This window comes from Leptothoe sp. LEGE 181152 (genome assembly GCF_032906605.1).
GTDB classification, from domain to species: Bacteria; Cyanobacteriota; Cyanobacteriia; order Phormidesmidales; family Phormidesmidaceae; genus Leptothoe; species Leptothoe turfae.
Map to the genome: position 1 here is coordinate 45459 of NZ_JASATU010000022.1, position 16277 is coordinate 61735.

The 16277-nt window shown below is 47.8% G+C and carries 17 protein-coding genes; 8 read left to right on the forward strand and 9 right to left on the reverse strand.

Annotated elements, in window-relative coordinates:
- The first annotated feature begins 12 nt into the window (after positions 1 to 12).
- Positions 13 to 1905: an ATP-dependent zinc metalloprotease FtsH2 gene (gene ftsH2, locus QGP82_RS13785; RefSeq protein WP_163659136.1), complete on the forward strand. Its 1893-nt coding sequence runs from the start codon at positions 13 to 15 to the stop codon at positions 1903 to 1905.
- A gap of 203 nt (positions 1906 to 2108) precedes the next feature.
- Here the strand turns inward: ftsH2 and QGP82_RS13790 are convergent, their stop codons facing one another.
- Entirely contained in the window at positions 2109 to 2654 is a 546-nt protein-coding gene (locus QGP82_RS13790; RefSeq protein ID WP_499059672.1) for a hypothetical protein, read from the reverse strand.
- A 29-nt stretch (positions 2655 to 2683) separates the two neighbouring features.
- Between QGP82_RS13790 and QGP82_RS13795 the strand changes: the two genes are divergently transcribed.
- Entirely contained in the window at positions 2684 to 2899 is a 216-nt protein-coding gene (locus tag QGP82_RS13795; protein WP_163659138.1) for a hypothetical protein, read from the forward strand.
- 241 nt (positions 2900 to 3140) lie between these two features.
- On the opposite strand, the gene QGP82_RS13800 is transcribed toward QGP82_RS13795, so the two are convergent.
- Positions 3141 to 3932: a calcium-binding protein gene (locus QGP82_RS13800; RefSeq protein ID WP_163659139.1), complete on the reverse strand. Its 792-nt coding sequence runs from the start codon at positions 3930 to 3932 to the stop codon at positions 3141 to 3143.
- A gap of 367 nt (positions 3933 to 4299) precedes the next feature.
- Between QGP82_RS13800 and QGP82_RS13805 the strand changes: the two genes are divergently transcribed.
- The gene (locus tag QGP82_RS13805; protein ID WP_499059674.1) at positions 4300 to 5373 is read left to right on the forward strand and encodes a glycosyl transferase; all 1074 of its coding nucleotides are present in this window, start codon (positions 4300 to 4302) and stop codon (positions 5371 to 5373) included.
- A gap of 2 nt (positions 5374 to 5375) precedes the next feature.
- Here QGP82_RS13805 and QGP82_RS13810 read toward each other — a convergent pair whose 3' ends face one another.
- Entirely contained in the window at positions 5376 to 6473 is a 1098-nt protein-coding gene (locus tag QGP82_RS13810; RefSeq protein WP_163696431.1) for a pentapeptide repeat-containing protein, read from the reverse strand.
- A gap of 267 nt (positions 6474 to 6740) precedes the next feature.
- Here QGP82_RS13810 and QGP82_RS13815 point away from each other — a divergent pair, with 267 nt between their 5' ends.
- Both QGP82_RS13815 and era read left to right on the forward strand, forming a co-directional pair.
- Complete coding sequence (locus QGP82_RS13815; protein ID WP_499059676.1) at positions 6741 to 7181, forward strand: secondary thiamine-phosphate synthase enzyme YjbQ; 441 nt, start codon at positions 6741 to 6743, stop codon at positions 7179 to 7181.
- Between the two features lie 60 nt (positions 7182 to 7241).
- Positions 7242 to 8174, forward strand: a complete 933-nt coding sequence (era, locus tag QGP82_RS13820; protein ID WP_163659143.1) for a GTPase Era — start codon at positions 7242 to 7244, stop codon at positions 8172 to 8174.
- Positions 8175 to 8188: 14 nt separating this feature from the next.
- Here the strand turns inward: era and dnaB are convergent, their stop codons facing one another.
- Positions 8189 to 9538 (reverse strand): replicative DNA helicase, encoded by a 1350-nt coding sequence (gene dnaB / locus QGP82_RS13825; protein WP_163659144.1) that lies wholly within the window; start codon positions 9536 to 9538, stop codon positions 8189 to 8191.
- Positions 9539 to 9981: 443 nt separating this feature from the next.
- Positions 9982 to 10434, reverse strand: a complete 453-nt coding sequence (gene rplI, locus QGP82_RS13830) for a 50S ribosomal protein L9 (RefSeq protein WP_163659145.1) — start codon at positions 10432 to 10434, stop codon at positions 9982 to 9984.
- Positions 10435 to 10867: 433 nt separating this feature from the next.
- Between rplI and QGP82_RS13835 the strand changes: the two genes are divergently transcribed.
- Together QGP82_RS13835 and QGP82_RS13840 are read left to right on the forward strand one after the other, a co-directional pair.
- Entirely contained in the window at positions 10868 to 11437 is a 570-nt protein-coding gene (locus QGP82_RS13835; RefSeq protein WP_499059679.1) for a hypothetical protein, read from the forward strand.
- Between the two features lie 279 nt (positions 11438 to 11716).
- Positions 11717 to 12994, forward strand: a complete 1278-nt coding sequence (locus tag QGP82_RS13840; RefSeq protein ID WP_499059681.1) for a sensor histidine kinase — start codon at positions 11717 to 11719, stop codon at positions 12992 to 12994.
- Here QGP82_RS13840 and QGP82_RS13845 read toward each other — a convergent pair.
- The 4 genes from QGP82_RS13845 to QGP82_RS13860 all read right to left on the reverse strand — a co-directional run bounded on the left by QGP82_RS13845 (position 12971) and on the right by QGP82_RS13860 (position 15246).
- Positions 12971 to 13609 carry a response regulator gene (locus QGP82_RS13845; RefSeq protein WP_163659148.1) on the reverse strand — a complete coding sequence of 213 codons (639 nt, stop codon included), beginning with the start codon at positions 13607 to 13609 and terminating at the stop codon, positions 12971 to 12973. The genes QGP82_RS13840 and QGP82_RS13845 overlap by 24 nt on opposite strands.
- Positions 13610 to 13673: 64 nt before the next feature.
- Positions 13674 to 13976 (reverse strand): hypothetical protein, encoded by a 303-nt coding sequence (locus QGP82_RS13850; protein WP_499059684.1) that lies wholly within the window; start codon positions 13974 to 13976, stop codon positions 13674 to 13676.
- 90 nt (positions 13977 to 14066) lie between these two features.
- Positions 14067 to 14834, reverse strand: coding sequence for a hydroxyacylglutathione hydrolase (gene gloB, locus QGP82_RS13855; RefSeq protein WP_163696424.1), 768 nt, complete (start codon positions 14832 to 14834; stop codon positions 14067 to 14069).
- Positions 14835 to 14880: 46 nt separating this feature from the next.
- Positions 14881 to 15246, reverse strand: a complete 366-nt coding sequence (locus QGP82_RS13860) for a DUF2834 domain-containing protein (protein WP_250565580.1) — start codon at positions 15244 to 15246, stop codon at positions 14881 to 14883.
- A 95-nt stretch (positions 15247 to 15341) separates the two neighbouring features.
- Between QGP82_RS13860 and QGP82_RS13865 the strand changes: the two genes are divergently transcribed.
- Positions 15342 to 16169, forward strand: coding sequence for a helix-turn-helix domain-containing protein (locus QGP82_RS13865; protein ID WP_163696421.1), 828 nt, complete (start codon positions 15342 to 15344; stop codon positions 16167 to 16169).
- The last annotated feature ends 108 nt before the right edge of the window (positions 16170 to 16277 follow it).

Consider the following 16277-nt stretch of genomic DNA (forward strand, 5'->3'; position numbering starts at 1 on the left):
GGCCACCGAGATATGAAGCTTTCTTGGAGAGTCATTTTGCTCTGGACATTGCCAGCCCTGTTAATTGGGTTTTTCTTCTGGCAAGGTTCCATGGGCGGAGACCCCGCAAACATGAGTCGTAATACGGCAAGTACCCGTATGACCTACGGCCGGTTTTTAGACTATATAGATGCTGGTCGAGTGACAGCGGTTGACCTCTATGATGGTGGCCGAACAGCCATTATTGAAGCGGTTGATCCACAACTAGATAACCGCGTTATGCGCTGGCGTGTGGACCTACCCGGTAGTGCGCCTGAGCTCGTTGAGCGTCTCCGCGATTCTGACATCAGTTTGGATTCCCACCCACCTCGTAACGACGGTGCTTTGGTTGGTATTCTGGGCAATCTGCTATTCCCGTTCTTGCTAATTGCAGGTTTATTTTTCCTATTCCGTCGCTCCAACGGTGGCGTTGGCGGTGGTCCCGGTCAGGCCATGAACTTTGGTAAATCAAAGGCTCGTTTCATGATGGAAGCCAAGACCGGCATCATGTTCGATGATGTGGCAGGTATTGATGAAGCCAAGGAAGAGCTGCAAGAGGTGGTGACTTTCTTGAAGAAACCTGAGCGCTTTACAGCTGTGGGTGCTCGCATCCCCAAAGGTGTTTTGCTTGTTGGCCCTCCTGGAACTGGTAAAACGCTGCTAGCCAAAGCAATCGCTGGTGAAGCGGGTGTGCCGTTCTTCAGCATCTCTGGTTCTGAATTTGTAGAGATGTTTGTGGGTGTTGGTGCGTCTCGTGTTCGCGACCTGTTTAAGAAAGCGAAGGAAAATGCTCCTTGCATCATCTTTATTGATGAGATTGACGCCGTTGGTCGCTCCCGTGGTTCTGGTATCGGGGGTGGTAACGATGAGCGCGAGCAAACCCTCAACCAAATGCTGACCGAGATGGACGGTTTTGAGGGCAACAGCGGCATTATCGTGATTGCAGCGACTAACCGTGTCGATGTACTTGACTCGGCGCTGTTACGTCCCGGTCGCTTTGACCGTCAGGTATCGGTTGATCCACCTGATGTTAAGGGCCGTATTGCGGTTCTGGAAGTCCATGCCCGCAATAAGAAGCTGGCGGATGAGATTTCCTTGGATGCGATCGCACGTCGCACACCTGGTTTCACAGGTGCTGACTTAGCCAACTTGCTGAACGAGGCGGCTATTCTTACCGCTCGTCGTCGTAAGGAAGCCATTACGATGCTGGAAATTGATGATGCCGTTGATCGCGTCATCGCCGGTATGGAAGGCACACCTTTAGTCGACGGTAAGAGCAAGCGTTTGATTGCATACCACGAAGTTGGCCACGCACTGATTGGTACCCTGGTTAAGGCCCATGATCCTGTGCAGAAGGTGACTTTGATTCCCCGGGGCCAGGCTCAAGGTTTAACTTGGTTTACCCCCAGCGAAGACCAGATGTTGATTTCCCGTGCCCAGCTTTTGGCTCGAATTACCGGTGCCCTTGGGGGTCGTGCCGCTGAGGACATCATCTTTGGTGAGGCTGAGGTTACCACGGGAGCGGGGAACGACTTGCAACAGGTGACGTCCATGGCCCGTCAAATGGTTACCCGCTTTGGTATGTCTGCTGAGTTGGGGGCGTTGGCTCTAGAGAATCCTCAGGGTGAGGTTTTCCTTGGCGGCAGCTGGGGTAATCGTTCTGAATATTCTGAAACCGTCTCTCAGCGCATCGATGAACAAGTTCGCACCATTGTTGAGCAGTGCTACGACGATGCTAAGCGCATGGTTCAAGATAATCGTGCAGCTGTGGACCGCGTGGTCGATATTCTCATTGAGAAAGAGACTCTTGACGGAGATGAGTTCCGTCAGATTGTGGCTGAGTATACTACAGTCCCTGAGAAAGAGCAGTTTGTACCTGTTTTGTAATAAGCTACTGCTGGCCAATTCATTGTCAGAACTGGCCATAGAGGCTCTCGTTACATAAATCTGTGAGTGGTGAGGTCGTTTAACGACCTCACCATTTCTGTTTTTATGGATTGTCCATTGGCCTAGAACAGAAAAGCGGTTTGGTTCTGGAAGAACTTGGTTCAGGTTTAATGAACTCGAAGTTGGTATTACTCAAGTGTTGGTTATTGTGCTCCTGAGACCGGTGGTTCAGTCGCCATAGACGTGGCCATTGCGATCGCATCCTCAAACGACAGTATATCTGTACTGTAGTTCAATATATAGAGCGTGCCATCCTGCATCCATTCCACAGATGCAAAGCCCATGGCTTCAGCGATATAGCCTTGAATACCGTTGCCTAAGACAACGGGTGTCAGAGGCGTTAAACGATTTTCCTCTGGAGTTGGCCAGGTGTTGGGCTCTGGGATGGTCACAATGTTAAAGGCCAGACAACGCTCACCTGAACATTCAGGTGAGGTACCAACAGTGAGGATATGGAACCCAGGATGTTTGTTTCGAGTAAAGGGATGTAGTTCCACGTCGGTGGGTACAGACGTGGGAAGGCGTACAGCAAAGTTTGAAGTGGTAAGTTCATCAAGAACCGGCTCAAATATAGGTGCAGGAGATGCTAAAGCAGGCATCACCGCGACAATATTATATATGCCTACTCCTAGGCCTAGTAATCCAAGCTGAAAGAGTTGCTTGCCATCTATTTTCTTTAAAGACATCATTCGCGCTTTCTTGAGAAGACACCTCTAGCATGGCTTTTGAAATCACAGCTCGCATCACCCAGTTGGGCATATTCTCAGATCAGAAGTTTGAGGAACTTGGTCAGTGTATAATTGATACAATCCGAAATACATACACCAGTCAGGAATTTATAGCCTTAAGTAGCAATCCCAATCCAGGTGTGATGGATGCTGCAATGCTGAGGATCGCTGAGCCATGTGTGTATAAAGCCTATGCTTATCATTAAGGGATCTCCTGTCAGCGCATACGGTTTGACAAAATTCCAAGAGAAATTATCATCGAGAATCAGACTCTTCCAAGAAGATGATTCTCGATGACGATGATTAGCACTAATTTGTAGTATGAGAAGTGTCAACTTAAGCCAGGAGATCCTGGCTAGGTAAAGTATCAGATGTCAGCATCCAAAACCTCACTAACGCAATACTGGAGCCTTTATTTATTTGTTTGCAACTTCCCAAATGCCTGTGTTACACAACCACTTCGTCGATTTCAGTAACAAAGATGTCGTTAATGTTGTTTTCAAAGACACTGGCAGATTGCCAGCTAACGGTCGCTAGTAGGTTATTGCCTTGATAGATTTTAGCGCCGTCACTGCTCCCTTGAACGTTTAAGTTCTCAAGGTCATTAACAACAAAAGTAGTCCGACCTAGTTGAAAGTTCTTGATGATGTCGTACTTACTATTGTTTGCATCGAGAACAACAGTCTCGTCACCACTGAGCCAGATTGTATCAATACCATCACCACCGTCAATCAGATCGTCACCACCGTTGGCGTAAATCGTATCTTTGCCGCTGCCACCCAGGATGATGTCAGCTTGATTGCTGCCGTAAATTTTGTCAGCACCACGACCAGCCGCGATAAAGTCTCCACCGCCGTTGGCATAAATGATATCTCTACCGCTGCCACCCAGGATGAAGTCTGATTGGTTACTGCCATGTATGCGATCAGCACCAGGACCACCGATGAGGATATTCCAACCACCGTTGGCATAAATAGTGTCTCTACCAGGACCGCCAAAGATAAAATTGCTTTCAGATCCACCTGCAATGGTGTCGTTGCCGCGATTGCCAAACAGTAGGTCAAAACCACCGTTGCTGTTAATTGTATCAGCGCCACGAAGGCCGATAATCACTTCGTTATTTTCAGTACCATTGAGCTGTTCACTGGCTGGTGTTCCTATAATCAATTCAAATTCATCAAATTCAAAAAACTCATTAAGTTCAAACAAGTTACCCAATTCAACAAAAGCGCTGCTCATGAGATTCTAAATATTACGGTTTGATGGACAGTGAATGCGATCAGCAGTCAACAGATTTGTCTCTACTGTTGTTACTAAATTTTGTCCCCGATGATAATTATCTTGATTGATTTCTAACGTTAAGGAGATGGCAATCCATACATTTCACTAATACTTAAAGGTTTTAGAGGTTTTTATGAGTTGTTCTCTAGGGGTTAAACAATTGTCACAATGCTCTTTCTGTAATTCTTGCAGGGTAAGGAGGATAGGTCACCCTAGTTACAAGCTTGAGTTAGCCTAAAATGATGATGGCGGTCTTTTAAACTTACGAAGATAATATGTGGTGTAAGGCTGAATTGTTAAATGTTAATAGAAAGAACAAAAGTTTATGCCTAAGCTTTATCTCGCAGTTACTAACCATGGGTTTGGCCATGCTACCCGTGCTGCCTCCATGGCAGCAACATTGCAACAGAGTCGACCCGATGTAGAGATTATTCTGGCAACGACGGCTCCCCAATGGTTATTGCAATCTTATCTACAGCCTGAGCAAGTGACCTATCGAGCGGTGAGTTTTGATATTGGTGTATTACAAAGTGACAGCTTGACAATGGATAAGGTTGCCACCTTGGAGAAACTTAAATGGATTTATGAGCATCAGGATGAGATTCTGGCACCAGAAGTTGAGTTTATTAGAAACACAGGCATTGACCTGATTATGGGGGATATTCCTCCTTTATTAACTCAGCTGGCTAAGGCTGTGAATTTACCCTGCTGGATGATGGGGAATTTTGGTTGGGACTTTATTTATCGGCCCTGGGGAGGTGAATTTGAGGCAATTGCAGACTGGATTGCAGACTGCTTTGGGGATTGCGATCGCCTTTTTCGTCTCCCTTTCCATGAAGATATGGTCGCTTTCCCTAACATCACTGATGTCGGTCTCACGGGGGGAAATCCTAAGCTGTCAGCCAATGTAATCAGAGAGAAATTTGGCATTACGGTTCCTATCGATCGCACCATTCTGCTGACGTTTGGTGGGCTAGGGTTATCTCAAATTCCCTATGAGACAGCATTACGGGCCTATCCCCATTGGCAGTTTCTCACCTTTGATCGCAATGCACCAGAGTTACCGAACCTGATTAAGATTGCGGAGATTGGGCTGCGGCCTGCGGACATCATGGTGGTGTGCGATCGCATCGTTTCTAAACCCGGATATAGCACCTTTGCCGAAGCCTGTCGTCTAGATCGCGGTGTCGTGACGCTGCCCCGTGAGGGCTTTGCCGAAGCCCCCTTGCTGATGACTGGTATCCAACGCCATGCCTATCACCAAATTTTAGATAGCCATACTTTCTTTAAGGGGGACTGGTCGTTTTTAGAGCAACCCCTGGTACCCCCTACAGGCGAGAAACTGGCCACGGATGGTAATGGTGCGATCTCAAATGCAATTAGTGATTATTTGAGTTAACCCTAAGCCACCTGCCTATTACAGGACTCTGTTTCGCTCACGGAATACTGGGTTGGCTCATACCCTTTGGGTAATTGCGTGCCAGCTAAAATAGCATGACTTAAATCGGCACCCGTTAAATCAGTATGGCGTAGATCAACGTGGCTCAGGTTGGTATGTTTCAATTTGGCATCTTTTAAGCAACCGCCTTGTAATGCAGCCTTGCTCAAATTGGCTCCACTCAGGTCAGCTCCTTGCAAATTTACGTTTTCCAGATTGGCTTCACTAAAGAGGGTATTGCGGCAGTCTGTTTGAGCCATGTTGCTATTTTGCAACTGCGCCTGGCAGAGTGTTGCACCCACAAGACTGGCCTCCGTCAAAACGGCATTTTGCACCTGGGCATTGCTGAGATTAGCCTTATTGAGGATGGTGAGCTTTAAATTAGCCATCGTCAGGTTAGCGTCTGCTAGCAAAGCTCCCGTTAGAATTGCCCGGTCTAAAATTGCCCTGGCAAAGCTGGTGTGACAGGCATTGATATCTTCTAAAATTGCCTGGGTTAAATTGGCTTCACGGAAGTCAGCTGAGGTGAGCTTGGCTTGTCGCAAGTTAGCCTGTTGCAGATCAGCAGTATAAAAAAGGCTGTTCTGCAAGTCTGTATGGCTCAGATTACATTGACTCATTTGCGCCATGCAGCCATCAACGCCTGCTAAGGATGCTTTGCAAAAGTTACTGTCGGTTAAGATGGCTTCCCTGAGGTTGCTACCGTGTAGATCCGCCATGGCAAAATTGGTGTGCTGTCCGTCCACTCTAATCAAGCTGGCATCCCTGAGGTTAGCTTCCCGCATGTCCACGCCTGTCAATCTGGCCCAATCCAACTTGGCCTGGGATAAATTTGCGGTGTAGAAAATTGCTTGCGAAAGGTTGGCTTGAAATAAATTAGCACCAGAGAAATTACTGATACAGCCGTCCACTTGACTGAGGTTAACCCTAGGTAACTCGGCTCGGATCAACAGTGCCTCTCTCAGTTGAGGTGCCTCTGTGTCAGGTGCTTGCATGCGACGCCAATGATTCCATGCAGCAACTCCCTGCATAATGACAATGATCGGGCTTGGAGGCAGCATTTAGGCTCAAGGTAGATGCGATGTCAAGGTCTTAAAAACACCCGGTATCTGTAAGCTCAAGATTCCCTACTCGGTAATTGATACAACGTTTATAGGTGGAAACTTTAGGTGTTAGGTAGCAAACCCATGTACCCTGGACTAGGCTTTGTTCTTGTCCAAAATGCTTGGCGTACCTTAAAAGAAATTACAGATTGCAACTTGGACGTGACTGTAAGTCCTGCTCTATGCTGAAAAGCATGATGAGTCTTTATTTCAGAGGGCATCACCATGATTCCTACCACGTCAACGTCCGTGCATTATCAGACTGTGCTAACCTTACAAACCCGTCCTAAATCATTGCAGCGATTTACGATGCAGGTGCAAGATGCTGTCCGTGAATCTCGGGTGAGAACCGGGCTTTGCTGTTTGTTTTTACGCCACACTTCAGCCAGTTTGGTGATCCAAGAAAATACAGATCCGGATGTGCTGGTTGATATGGAAAACTTTTTGGCCAAGTTAATACCTGAGGGTAATTACTATAACCACAGTGCTGAGGGACCAGATGATATGCCTGCCCATTTGCGGACGGCCTTGACCCATACATCGGAGCAGATTCCTATCATGAATGGTCGGTTGGCGTTGGGTACCTGGCAGGGAATTTACCTGTGGGAACATCGTAGCCATGGTTATCACCGAGATGTTGTAGTTCACATTACGGGTGAAACGTAAGGTGGTCTGCTGCCCACTGGGTAATGGAAAAGAGTTAATAGTTAGAGTTATAGAATAAGTATGGCCATTGATCTGGGGGGAGCCCCAACACCTCCACCGGGGTTTCGTTCCGGATTTGTTGGGATCGTGGGACGTCCCAATGTGGGAAAGTCAACGCTAATGAATACGATGGTGGGGCAAAAGATTGCCATTACTTCGCCCATTGCCCAGACGACGCGCAATCGCCTGCGTGGGGTGATGACGTTGCCGGAGGCGCAGGTCATTTTTGTGGATACCCCTGGTATTCACAAACCCCACCATGAGTTGGGCAAAGTGCTGGTCAAAAATGCCCGCATTGCCATCAACTCTGTGGATGTGACGTTGTTCGTGGTGGATGGTACCAGCGAGTTAGGTCGTGGTGATTTGTTTATTGCAGATTTGCTGAAGCGTAGTGAGGTGCCGGTTGTTCTAGGTATCAATAAAGCTGATCTACAGTCTGAGACTAAGGCCCAGATGATTGATATTAGTTATCAAGCACTGGCTGATGAGAATGGCTGGCCTGTGTGTAAATTTTCAGCGGTGACAGAGACAGGGCTGGCGGCTTTGAAATCAAGCTTGATCGAACGACTAGATGCTGGCCCTTATTACTATCCACCTGATTTAGTCACCGATCAGCCTGAGCGTTTTATCATGGGCGAGTTAATTCGTGAGCAGGTGTTGTTGCATACCCGTGAAGAAATTCCCCATTCTGTTGCTGTAACGATTGAAACAGTTGAGGAAACGCCTAAGATTACCAATGTGCTGGCGACAGTTTATGTAGAGCGCAAGTCTCAAAAAGGAATTCTCATTGGCAAAAAAGGGTCGATGATGAAGACAATTAATACAGCTGCCCGTGAGCAAATGCAAAAGCTCATTGCTGGCAAGGTGTACTTAGAGGTGTTTGTGAAAGTGCAGGATCGATGGCGGCAGTCGCGATCGCACCTGGCGGAACTTGGCTATCGAGTTGAAGAGTAAGTGAGGAAGTTCTCCTATGAATTTGGTTTAGCAAGGTTTCTAAAGAGAGTATATTGGGGTTCAAATAACAATTTTATGGTTCCTGTAGGACCATTACGGTGCTTAGCGATGATGACTTCTGCGAGACCTCGATCAGGGGTGTCAGGGTCGTAGTATTCTTCTCGATACAGCATCATAATTAAATCTGCATCCTGCTCGATAGATCCACTTTCACGAAGATCGGACATCATGGGGCGTTTGTTGGTACGCGACTCTACGCCACGACTGAGCTGGGAGAGAGAGATAATTGGCACATTGAGTTCTCTGGCAAGCCCTTTTAGCGATCGCGTGATTTTAGAGAGTTCTTGGACTCGGTTATCGCTACTGCCTTCCATCAGCTGGAGGTAGTCGATCAGGATAAGTCCTAAGGCACCACCATTTTCAGCTTTAAGACGACGACATTTAGAGCGCATCTCAGTTACTGAAATATTGGGGGTGTCATCGATAAAAATGGGGATTTGAGACAGAGAACTAATGGCATGTCCCAAAGGTTCCCACTCATGCTGCCCAATGCGCCCAGTGCGTAGGCGACCACTTTCAATTCTGGCCTCTGCCGATAGCAGACGATACACGAGCTGCTGTTTGGACATCTCCAAACTGAATATAGCGATGGGTTGCTTGTGTCCGCCTGCGATATTGCGAGCCACGTTCAGGACAAAGCTTGTTTTGCCCATGGCCGGACGTCCAGCAGCGATGATCAGATCAGATCGCTGAAACCCCTGAGTCATGGCGTCTAAATCGTAAAACCCACAAGATAGACCAGGCAGCACCATGCCCATGGAGCGCTGTTCGATATCGTCGAAGGTTTCAGTCAGGATGTCAGATGTCGCAGTGAGCCCTTGCTGGGGACGCTCTTGGGTAATGCCGAAGATCTTTTGCTCAGACTGGTCGAGGACCATTTCGATGGCAGTTTCAGTTTCATAGCCGAGCTGGGCAATTTCACCCCCGATTTGGATCAGTTTACGGCGGGTGTATTTATCCATGACCAGTTTGGCGTACTGGTCAATGTTAGCGGCACTGATGGTGCGGTCAAACAGCTGGGCCAAGCGGGCTTGCCCGCCAGCTTTTTCAAGCAAGTTGTGATCTTTGAGCCAGGAGGCAACGGTCATCAGGTCAGTGGGTTTGCCCTTAGCCTGTAGTTCAAGGGTAGCTCGATAGATTTCGCGGTGACTGGCAATATAAAAGGCATCGGGGACCAAAATTTCAGTAACACGACCCATGGCCTCTGGGTCCAATAAAATACCGCCTAAGATAGCCTCTTCAGCGTCGATGTTCTGAGGTGGTAGGCGATCAAAATCTGCTTGAAACTTATGTTCTTTAGCCATGATGACCTTCAGGCAATATGGTGAGGGGAGCTAAAAGAGGGGAGCGGCAAGCGGCATGAAAATATTTGAAGCGCATGCCGGATAGTTACGTAGCAGTCTATGCCACTCCCTGTTTATCAGTATCTTAGCCATCCACATCTAGCGTCAAGGGTGATTACAAAACGCTATAGATAGAGAAGATAACAGGGAAAACGAGTATTTATAACCTGGCTACAGGTTTTTTAGTTCATTTGTATTATATGCGCTTTGCCCTGACATGATCTAGTGTGTCAGAGTTCTCAGGGGGCTTTTGCAAAGCATTCATCCCCTTTCATAGTTAGTTCGCGTACGTTGGTTGCCCATAAGGAAGCCCTAGATTTGATGAGCAACCTAGGGCTTGATCGAATGATGAGTGCATTGTATTGCAGGCATTTAAGCGCAATGCTTGCAGTGGGTTAGATAACCTAAGCAACCCGTAGCCGTAGTTCTGCAGTGACTTCAGCGTGGAGCTTAACCAGCACAGTGTACTCACCCAGCTTATTGATGGGGGGAACATCAATATCGCGCTTGTCGATGTCTTTACCAGTGTTGGTCTTGATCAGCTCGGCAACTTCATCAGCAGTGACTGTACCGAAGATTGCCTCATTTTCGCCCACCTCTTTCTTGATGGTGAAGAGACCGATGGTTGCGATCGCAGTCTTCATGGCTTCAGCATCTTGCTTAATCTGCTCAAGGCGCTGACGCTCCTCTTCACGGCGGCGCTCTACCTGTTTGAGCACACCGGGAGTTGCCCGATACCCCAAACCACGAGGCAATAAATAGTTGCGAGCATAGCCAGGAGCTACTTCGACGAGGTCGCCCGTCTTACCTAGCTTGCTAATATCTTGACTTAGAACTAACTGAACCCGTTTTGCCATAATGATTCTGCTCGAGCCCAGATAAAGCGCGCTTTGAGTACGTTTTGGATGCAATCCTTCAACGTAAAAACGGTTTATGTGGCCCAGTCTCCTTCTTTGACCCGTAATAAAACTAGTGCAGTCTAACATTCTATAGACTCAGGTCCGCCTGAGGCAACTTTAAAATACGAAGTGACGAGCCTGGCACTTTTTGAGGTGTGGAGTTATTAGTCAATTGGTTATTAATACCTGACTTGGATCAGCTCTAGGGTGGTACAGGCGTTTGTTCATGACCAGCCTTTGGTAGAAGACTGTATTCCAATCAACAAGCACTGGCTCAATCACCCGATTGGGTGAACCGGTTGGGCGTAGTGATCATTAGAGTCTCAAAACTAATCTATAGAAACGTTAGGTAGCCCGATGTTCCGACCGACTAGTTTTGGAGACTAACTTTATGAGTATGCATAGATCTCGATTGATCCGTCGTCTAATGATGGAAAGTGTGATTGCCTTGAGTGCTATAGGAGCTGTGGGCATGCTGCCTGGCATGCCGGTTGCTGCCTTTGAACCTGTGGCTCCATGGCAACTTGCCCAAAGTTCTTTATATTCATCATCACCAGGACGTTTTGAGATCGCATTTCCCACACCTCCAGACGTCACCACTGAAGATGATGACATTGAAGGGGATCCGGTTGAAATCCATATCTTTGAAACGTCTAGTTCTAACAGTCAATATATGGTTGCGTATTCTGATTTGCCCACCACTTTTCTGAGCCAAGGGTCAGAGGTTGTTCTCAATAATCTAAGAGACTCATTTGAAGATATTGACCCTGCAGTTTTAAAGGCTGTAGAAGTGAACGTTCAGCTGGGGGGGCACCCAGGTCGGCGCTATCGCTATCGCCATGATGAAGGAACCATTGACATGCGTTTCTATCTTGTCAATGAGCGTGCCTATTTGCTATTTGCTATTGACGATAATGAGACAGATGTCGATCGGTTTATCAGCTCATTCGCGCTGCTATAAGTTGTTGGCTCAAGGGGGATGAAATGCATGACATTTGAAGTATGCTGTGGGCGTTGCTGAGCCTTGAGAGGAGTTAATCTGACAATGCTGATTCAGGGTTATTTTGTCCTCGCTTCATCCCTTCAATTAGAACGGTATGCTGTGAATTTCATGCCTGGATACGTTAGGTTGAGTTTGATTTGAGAAAATAGGCGTTAGTCGTTTTTGGATGCCATGTTACATTATGCGCGCGCTTGGTGGCGTCACTACTTTCCTCCACACGTTGAGTCACCTAGTGTATTGAGCGTTTATAAACAGTGGCGACAACAATTTTTCCATCAACGTCTGAGACTGTTGATTTGGCTATTGGTATTTGTGCTGGTCAGTTTTGTCTTATTTGAGACTTGGGTCTGGTTAACGGTGCCGGACTATATGGAACGGAATGACTTTGTGATTAATGGTGTGATTGGATTCGTGTTTGCCGTAGCACTGGGTCTACAGACGCTCCCATGGGGGAAACAACATCCAGGGTTAATCTTCTGGGGAATGTCAGCTGGAGTAACGCTTTCATTGCTGACTGCGTCCTTGATTGGCGGTAATATAGATGATTCTGACATCATCCTGTGGACCATGGTGTTTTTAGCTCAGTCGACCGTGGTGCCCGTGCGATGGCAACTGCATTTGCGATCGCAACTAACGCTTTTAATTCCCCTAACGTTGCTGATCACAGTTGCCTTTTTCAATGTAGAAAACGCAGCGGAGCGCTCTAACTTAATTCTGGGCTCGGTGGCCGCTTACATTTATTTGTTATGGGTGTGTTTTGTGGCAGACTTGTCTGTCTACCTCTACGAGCGATTACGCTACAAAGAGTTTGAAGCGCGGCAAGAAATACAAACCTTTTTGCATGCCGTTTCCCATGACTTACGTAATCCTGTAACGGGTACTCAGCTATTGCTCAAAAGCTTGTTAGCCCAGCCCGGAGACACAATTGCGATGCCTCGCACTTTGCTAGAGCAGATGCTGCAGGGGGGAGATCGTCAGCTGGTCCTAATCAATAGCCTGTTGGAGGCTCACAATAACAATTTAAAAGGTCTGGTGCTACAGCGACAGAATGTCTCGCTATGTTCTCTCGTTGATGCAGTTTGTCAGGAGGTGGCTCCACAACTACAAGAATCGAATATTATGGTGGCTAATCAGCTGTCTCCTGAGTTGCCAACCATTGCTGGTGATATGACTCAGCTGTGGAGGGTGTTTCATAATCTGATTATCAATGCCTTAAACCATAATCCACCAGGTATTTCCATATGGATTAAGGCTTCGGTGGAGTCTCAGCCTCAGCCCCATATACGTTGTTCTGTGCGGGATAATGGTGTGGGCATGACAACTGACCAATGCACCCATCTTTTTAGCTTATATTCCCAGGGACATCGTCGGCGTCATTTGAGCATTGGCTTAGGATTACACATTGCACAGCAGATTGTTGCTGCCCATGGTGGCACCATCGGTGTGGAATCTGACTTGGGGGCAGGCAGTACTTTTTGGCTAACGTTGCCCTTAACTAACCCAACCCCTTCTTAGGGCTAATACGGCTGCTTGCACTCGATCATTGACTACCAGTTTGTTCATAATGCCCTTCACATAGGTTTTAACCGTGTTGGTACTCAGAAACAACTTCTCGCCGATTTCTGGATTGCTATACCCTTCAACAATTAACTTGAGCACTTCCAGTTCGCGTGCCGATAGGGGATGATCTGGAATCGGAGCTGGTGGCTGGTGGGTTAAGCAGGTCACCACCTGCTGGGCAATTTGAGGATCTAGATAAATCCCTCCGCTGGCGGCAACGTTGATGGCCTGCATCAGGGTATCGATATTGGTTCCCTTAATGCAGTAGGCGTCGGCTCCGCTAGAGAGAGCGGCGATCACTTCAGTTTGATCGGTATGGGAGGTGAAAACCACAACCCGAATGTTGGGGAATCGCTGTTTAATTTCTTGTGTAGCTGCGATGCCATCCATGCGGGGCATGCCTACATCCATGAGGACAACATGGGGCTGTTCTGATGCGGCCATGGCCACACCTTGATAACCATCACTGGCTTCACCAATGATGGTTATCGTCTCCTTGTGCGCAAGGGAATGGGTGAGACCCAGACGCATCATGGGATCATCTTCGACAATCAAAATATTGAGCGGCATAGGACCATGTCACCTTGGTCGTGTGGGTTGAGAGTGGTCTGGCCTCTGAAAGGCTTAAGCTTAGCTACCAAGTATAGATGAGGGATGTTCCCGTGCTGAAATAGCGGCTGTGTAGGGAGACGCTAAATATTTTGGGCGAGAAGGGTGATGTGGATTGAGATCGCACCCCATTCACTACAGAGTTTGAAGTGTCAGGCTCTGTCGCGTCCATACCTGTCATACCGACAGCTGTAGTGGCAGTGGGTTGCCAAGTAGCCAACTGCCACAGGGAAGATTCAGCACGGGAGATGTGCAGGGGAACAAGCCAAAACGCAGTGAGGGCTATGCCACCCAGCATTTTGATAGCAAGGGAGGGGGCCAATGTCATAGGGAAGTGTGTCTACGCATTATGTCCCTAATGTATAAATTGGCGTCCGGCCTGACATCCCCCAACTAGATCACCCGATTGGGTGATGTGCTAGAACATATCTTTCATGCCACGAATACGCCCAAAAACGCGAGCAGGCTCTTTCATCTTAGCGGTTGCCTGGAGTGCGGGTTGGTCCCAGCGCAAAAAGGGATTAGTTTTTTTCTCAATACCTAGCCATGAGGGGACTGTGGCCTCCTGACGTTTGCGAGCTACTTGTACCTGTTGATAACGGTCTTGCAAATCTGCGTTTTGCCCATCTACGGTCACTGCAAATTTGAGATTGCTGAGGGTATATTCATGGGCGCACCAAACGCGCGTATTGTCTGGCAGCTGCCGTAATTTGCTCAGGGAATTGACCATTTGGGCTGGGGTGCCTTCAAATAGTCGTCCACAGCCACCGGCAAATAGGGTATCACCGCAGAATAATTCTCCCGGCTGATGCGCTTCAACCGGGGCAAAATAATAGGCAATGTGGCCTTTGGTGTGACCAGGCACAAAGAAGACTTGGCCGGTGCGTCCACCAAATGTGACGGTGTCACCTTCGTGGAGGAATACTGTTTGGCCAGGAATGCGATCGCGATCAGCTTCACTAGCGTAAACCGTTGTGTTAGGAAATTTAGCCAGTAGTTCACGATTACCCCCCACATGGTCACCATGGTGATGGGTGTTGAAAATAGCGATGAGTTCAGCACCCAATTCCTCAAGCTTACTTAAGACAGACTGCGCTTCAGTTGGATCAACAACGGCTGCCCTAGGTCCATCCTGAAGCAAAAAAATATAATTATCTGACCAGGCGTTGAGGCGATGGATTTGCATACTAGAAGTGGAAGCGCTACCACCTCTAGTATGACGGAAAGCTTCTCTATTGACCCAGGCTACCTAGCTGCCGCTCTCGCATATATAGAAAGAGGGGTAGAGAGCAGGACAAACCCACACCCAAGGTGCAACCTAAATAGAGCCATAGCCAACGTCGGGATAGGCCAATTCGCGATAGTTCGAACCAGGCGAAACAGAAAAAGACCAGACAAGAAATAGATAAGTCAACGGTGAGGGCGATACCCACTGGTGTAGAAAATGCTTGGGCAAAAAACTTTGAGGCTGAGGCAGTCCCTGAGAAGAGAAACTGATCCAGAAATATCCAAGGCAGGATGCTACCGATAACAGTTAGCGTCAGATACAGTTTGCACCTTAGAGGTCTGGATTGCTGGATAGAGATAGTGCTCATCATGAGTTTCCGTAGCGGTGATTGCACCGATTATGGCCTGCCCACATAATAGAAACAATTACCTTTGAGGTAATCGAATTAGTGAAACTTTGAAACTGATGTCAGCAGCGCCGTTCACAACATTGCTGAAATCCTGGCGGAAGCAGCGTGGCTTTAGTCAGCTAGCGCTAGCGCTAGCCAGTGATGTATCCCAGCGGCATCTAAGCTTTTTAGAATCGGGGCGTTCCCAGCCCAGTCGAGAGATGATTTTGCGACTGGGAACGGTTTTAGAAATACCGTTTCGTGATCAAAATACGTTGCTAACGGCAGCAGGGTTTGCCCCTGTTTTTGTAGAGAGCGACTTATCTGCACCGGAGTTAGCACCGATTCGGCAGGCACTGGATTTTATGCTGCGCCAGCAGGAGCCTTATCCGGCGATCGTGATGGATCGCTATTGGAATCAATTGGAGAGTAACCAATCGGCGCAACGTTTGTTGACATATCTGATTAAACCGGAGCAGCTGATGAACTGTTGCTCGGCCAGTGGGCAGATAAATTTAATGAAGGCGATGCTCCGCCCGGATGTGTTGCGGCCAATAGTGACTAATTGGGAAGCTGTGGCTGCTGTGTCAATCCGTCGGATCCATCGTGAGGCAGTGGCCGCTGGTGAAAATAGTCTGTCTGAGCGTCTGTTCCAGGAAATGTTGAAATTCCCTGACATCAAAACTCTTTGGCAATCAAACGATTATGAATCTTGGCAGGTGCCGTTGTTAACGGTCAAGTTTGAGAAAGAAGGCACTACCCTGGCATTCTTTTCCACTCTGGCTACGTTAGGCACACCCTACGATATCACCCTACAAGAGTTACGCATTGAGTGCCTGTTTCCAGCTGATGAAATCACAGCAGAGAAGATGCATGGCCTGGCAAAGGAGCAGGCAAATAAATAACCTAAGCGTTACTGATCCTCCTCTAAAGCAACAACGGCATCACTTAAATGGTGGCCAATTATCACTTTGGCTCATCATAGGTGTCATTTCTTTTTAGAGTGGATATAA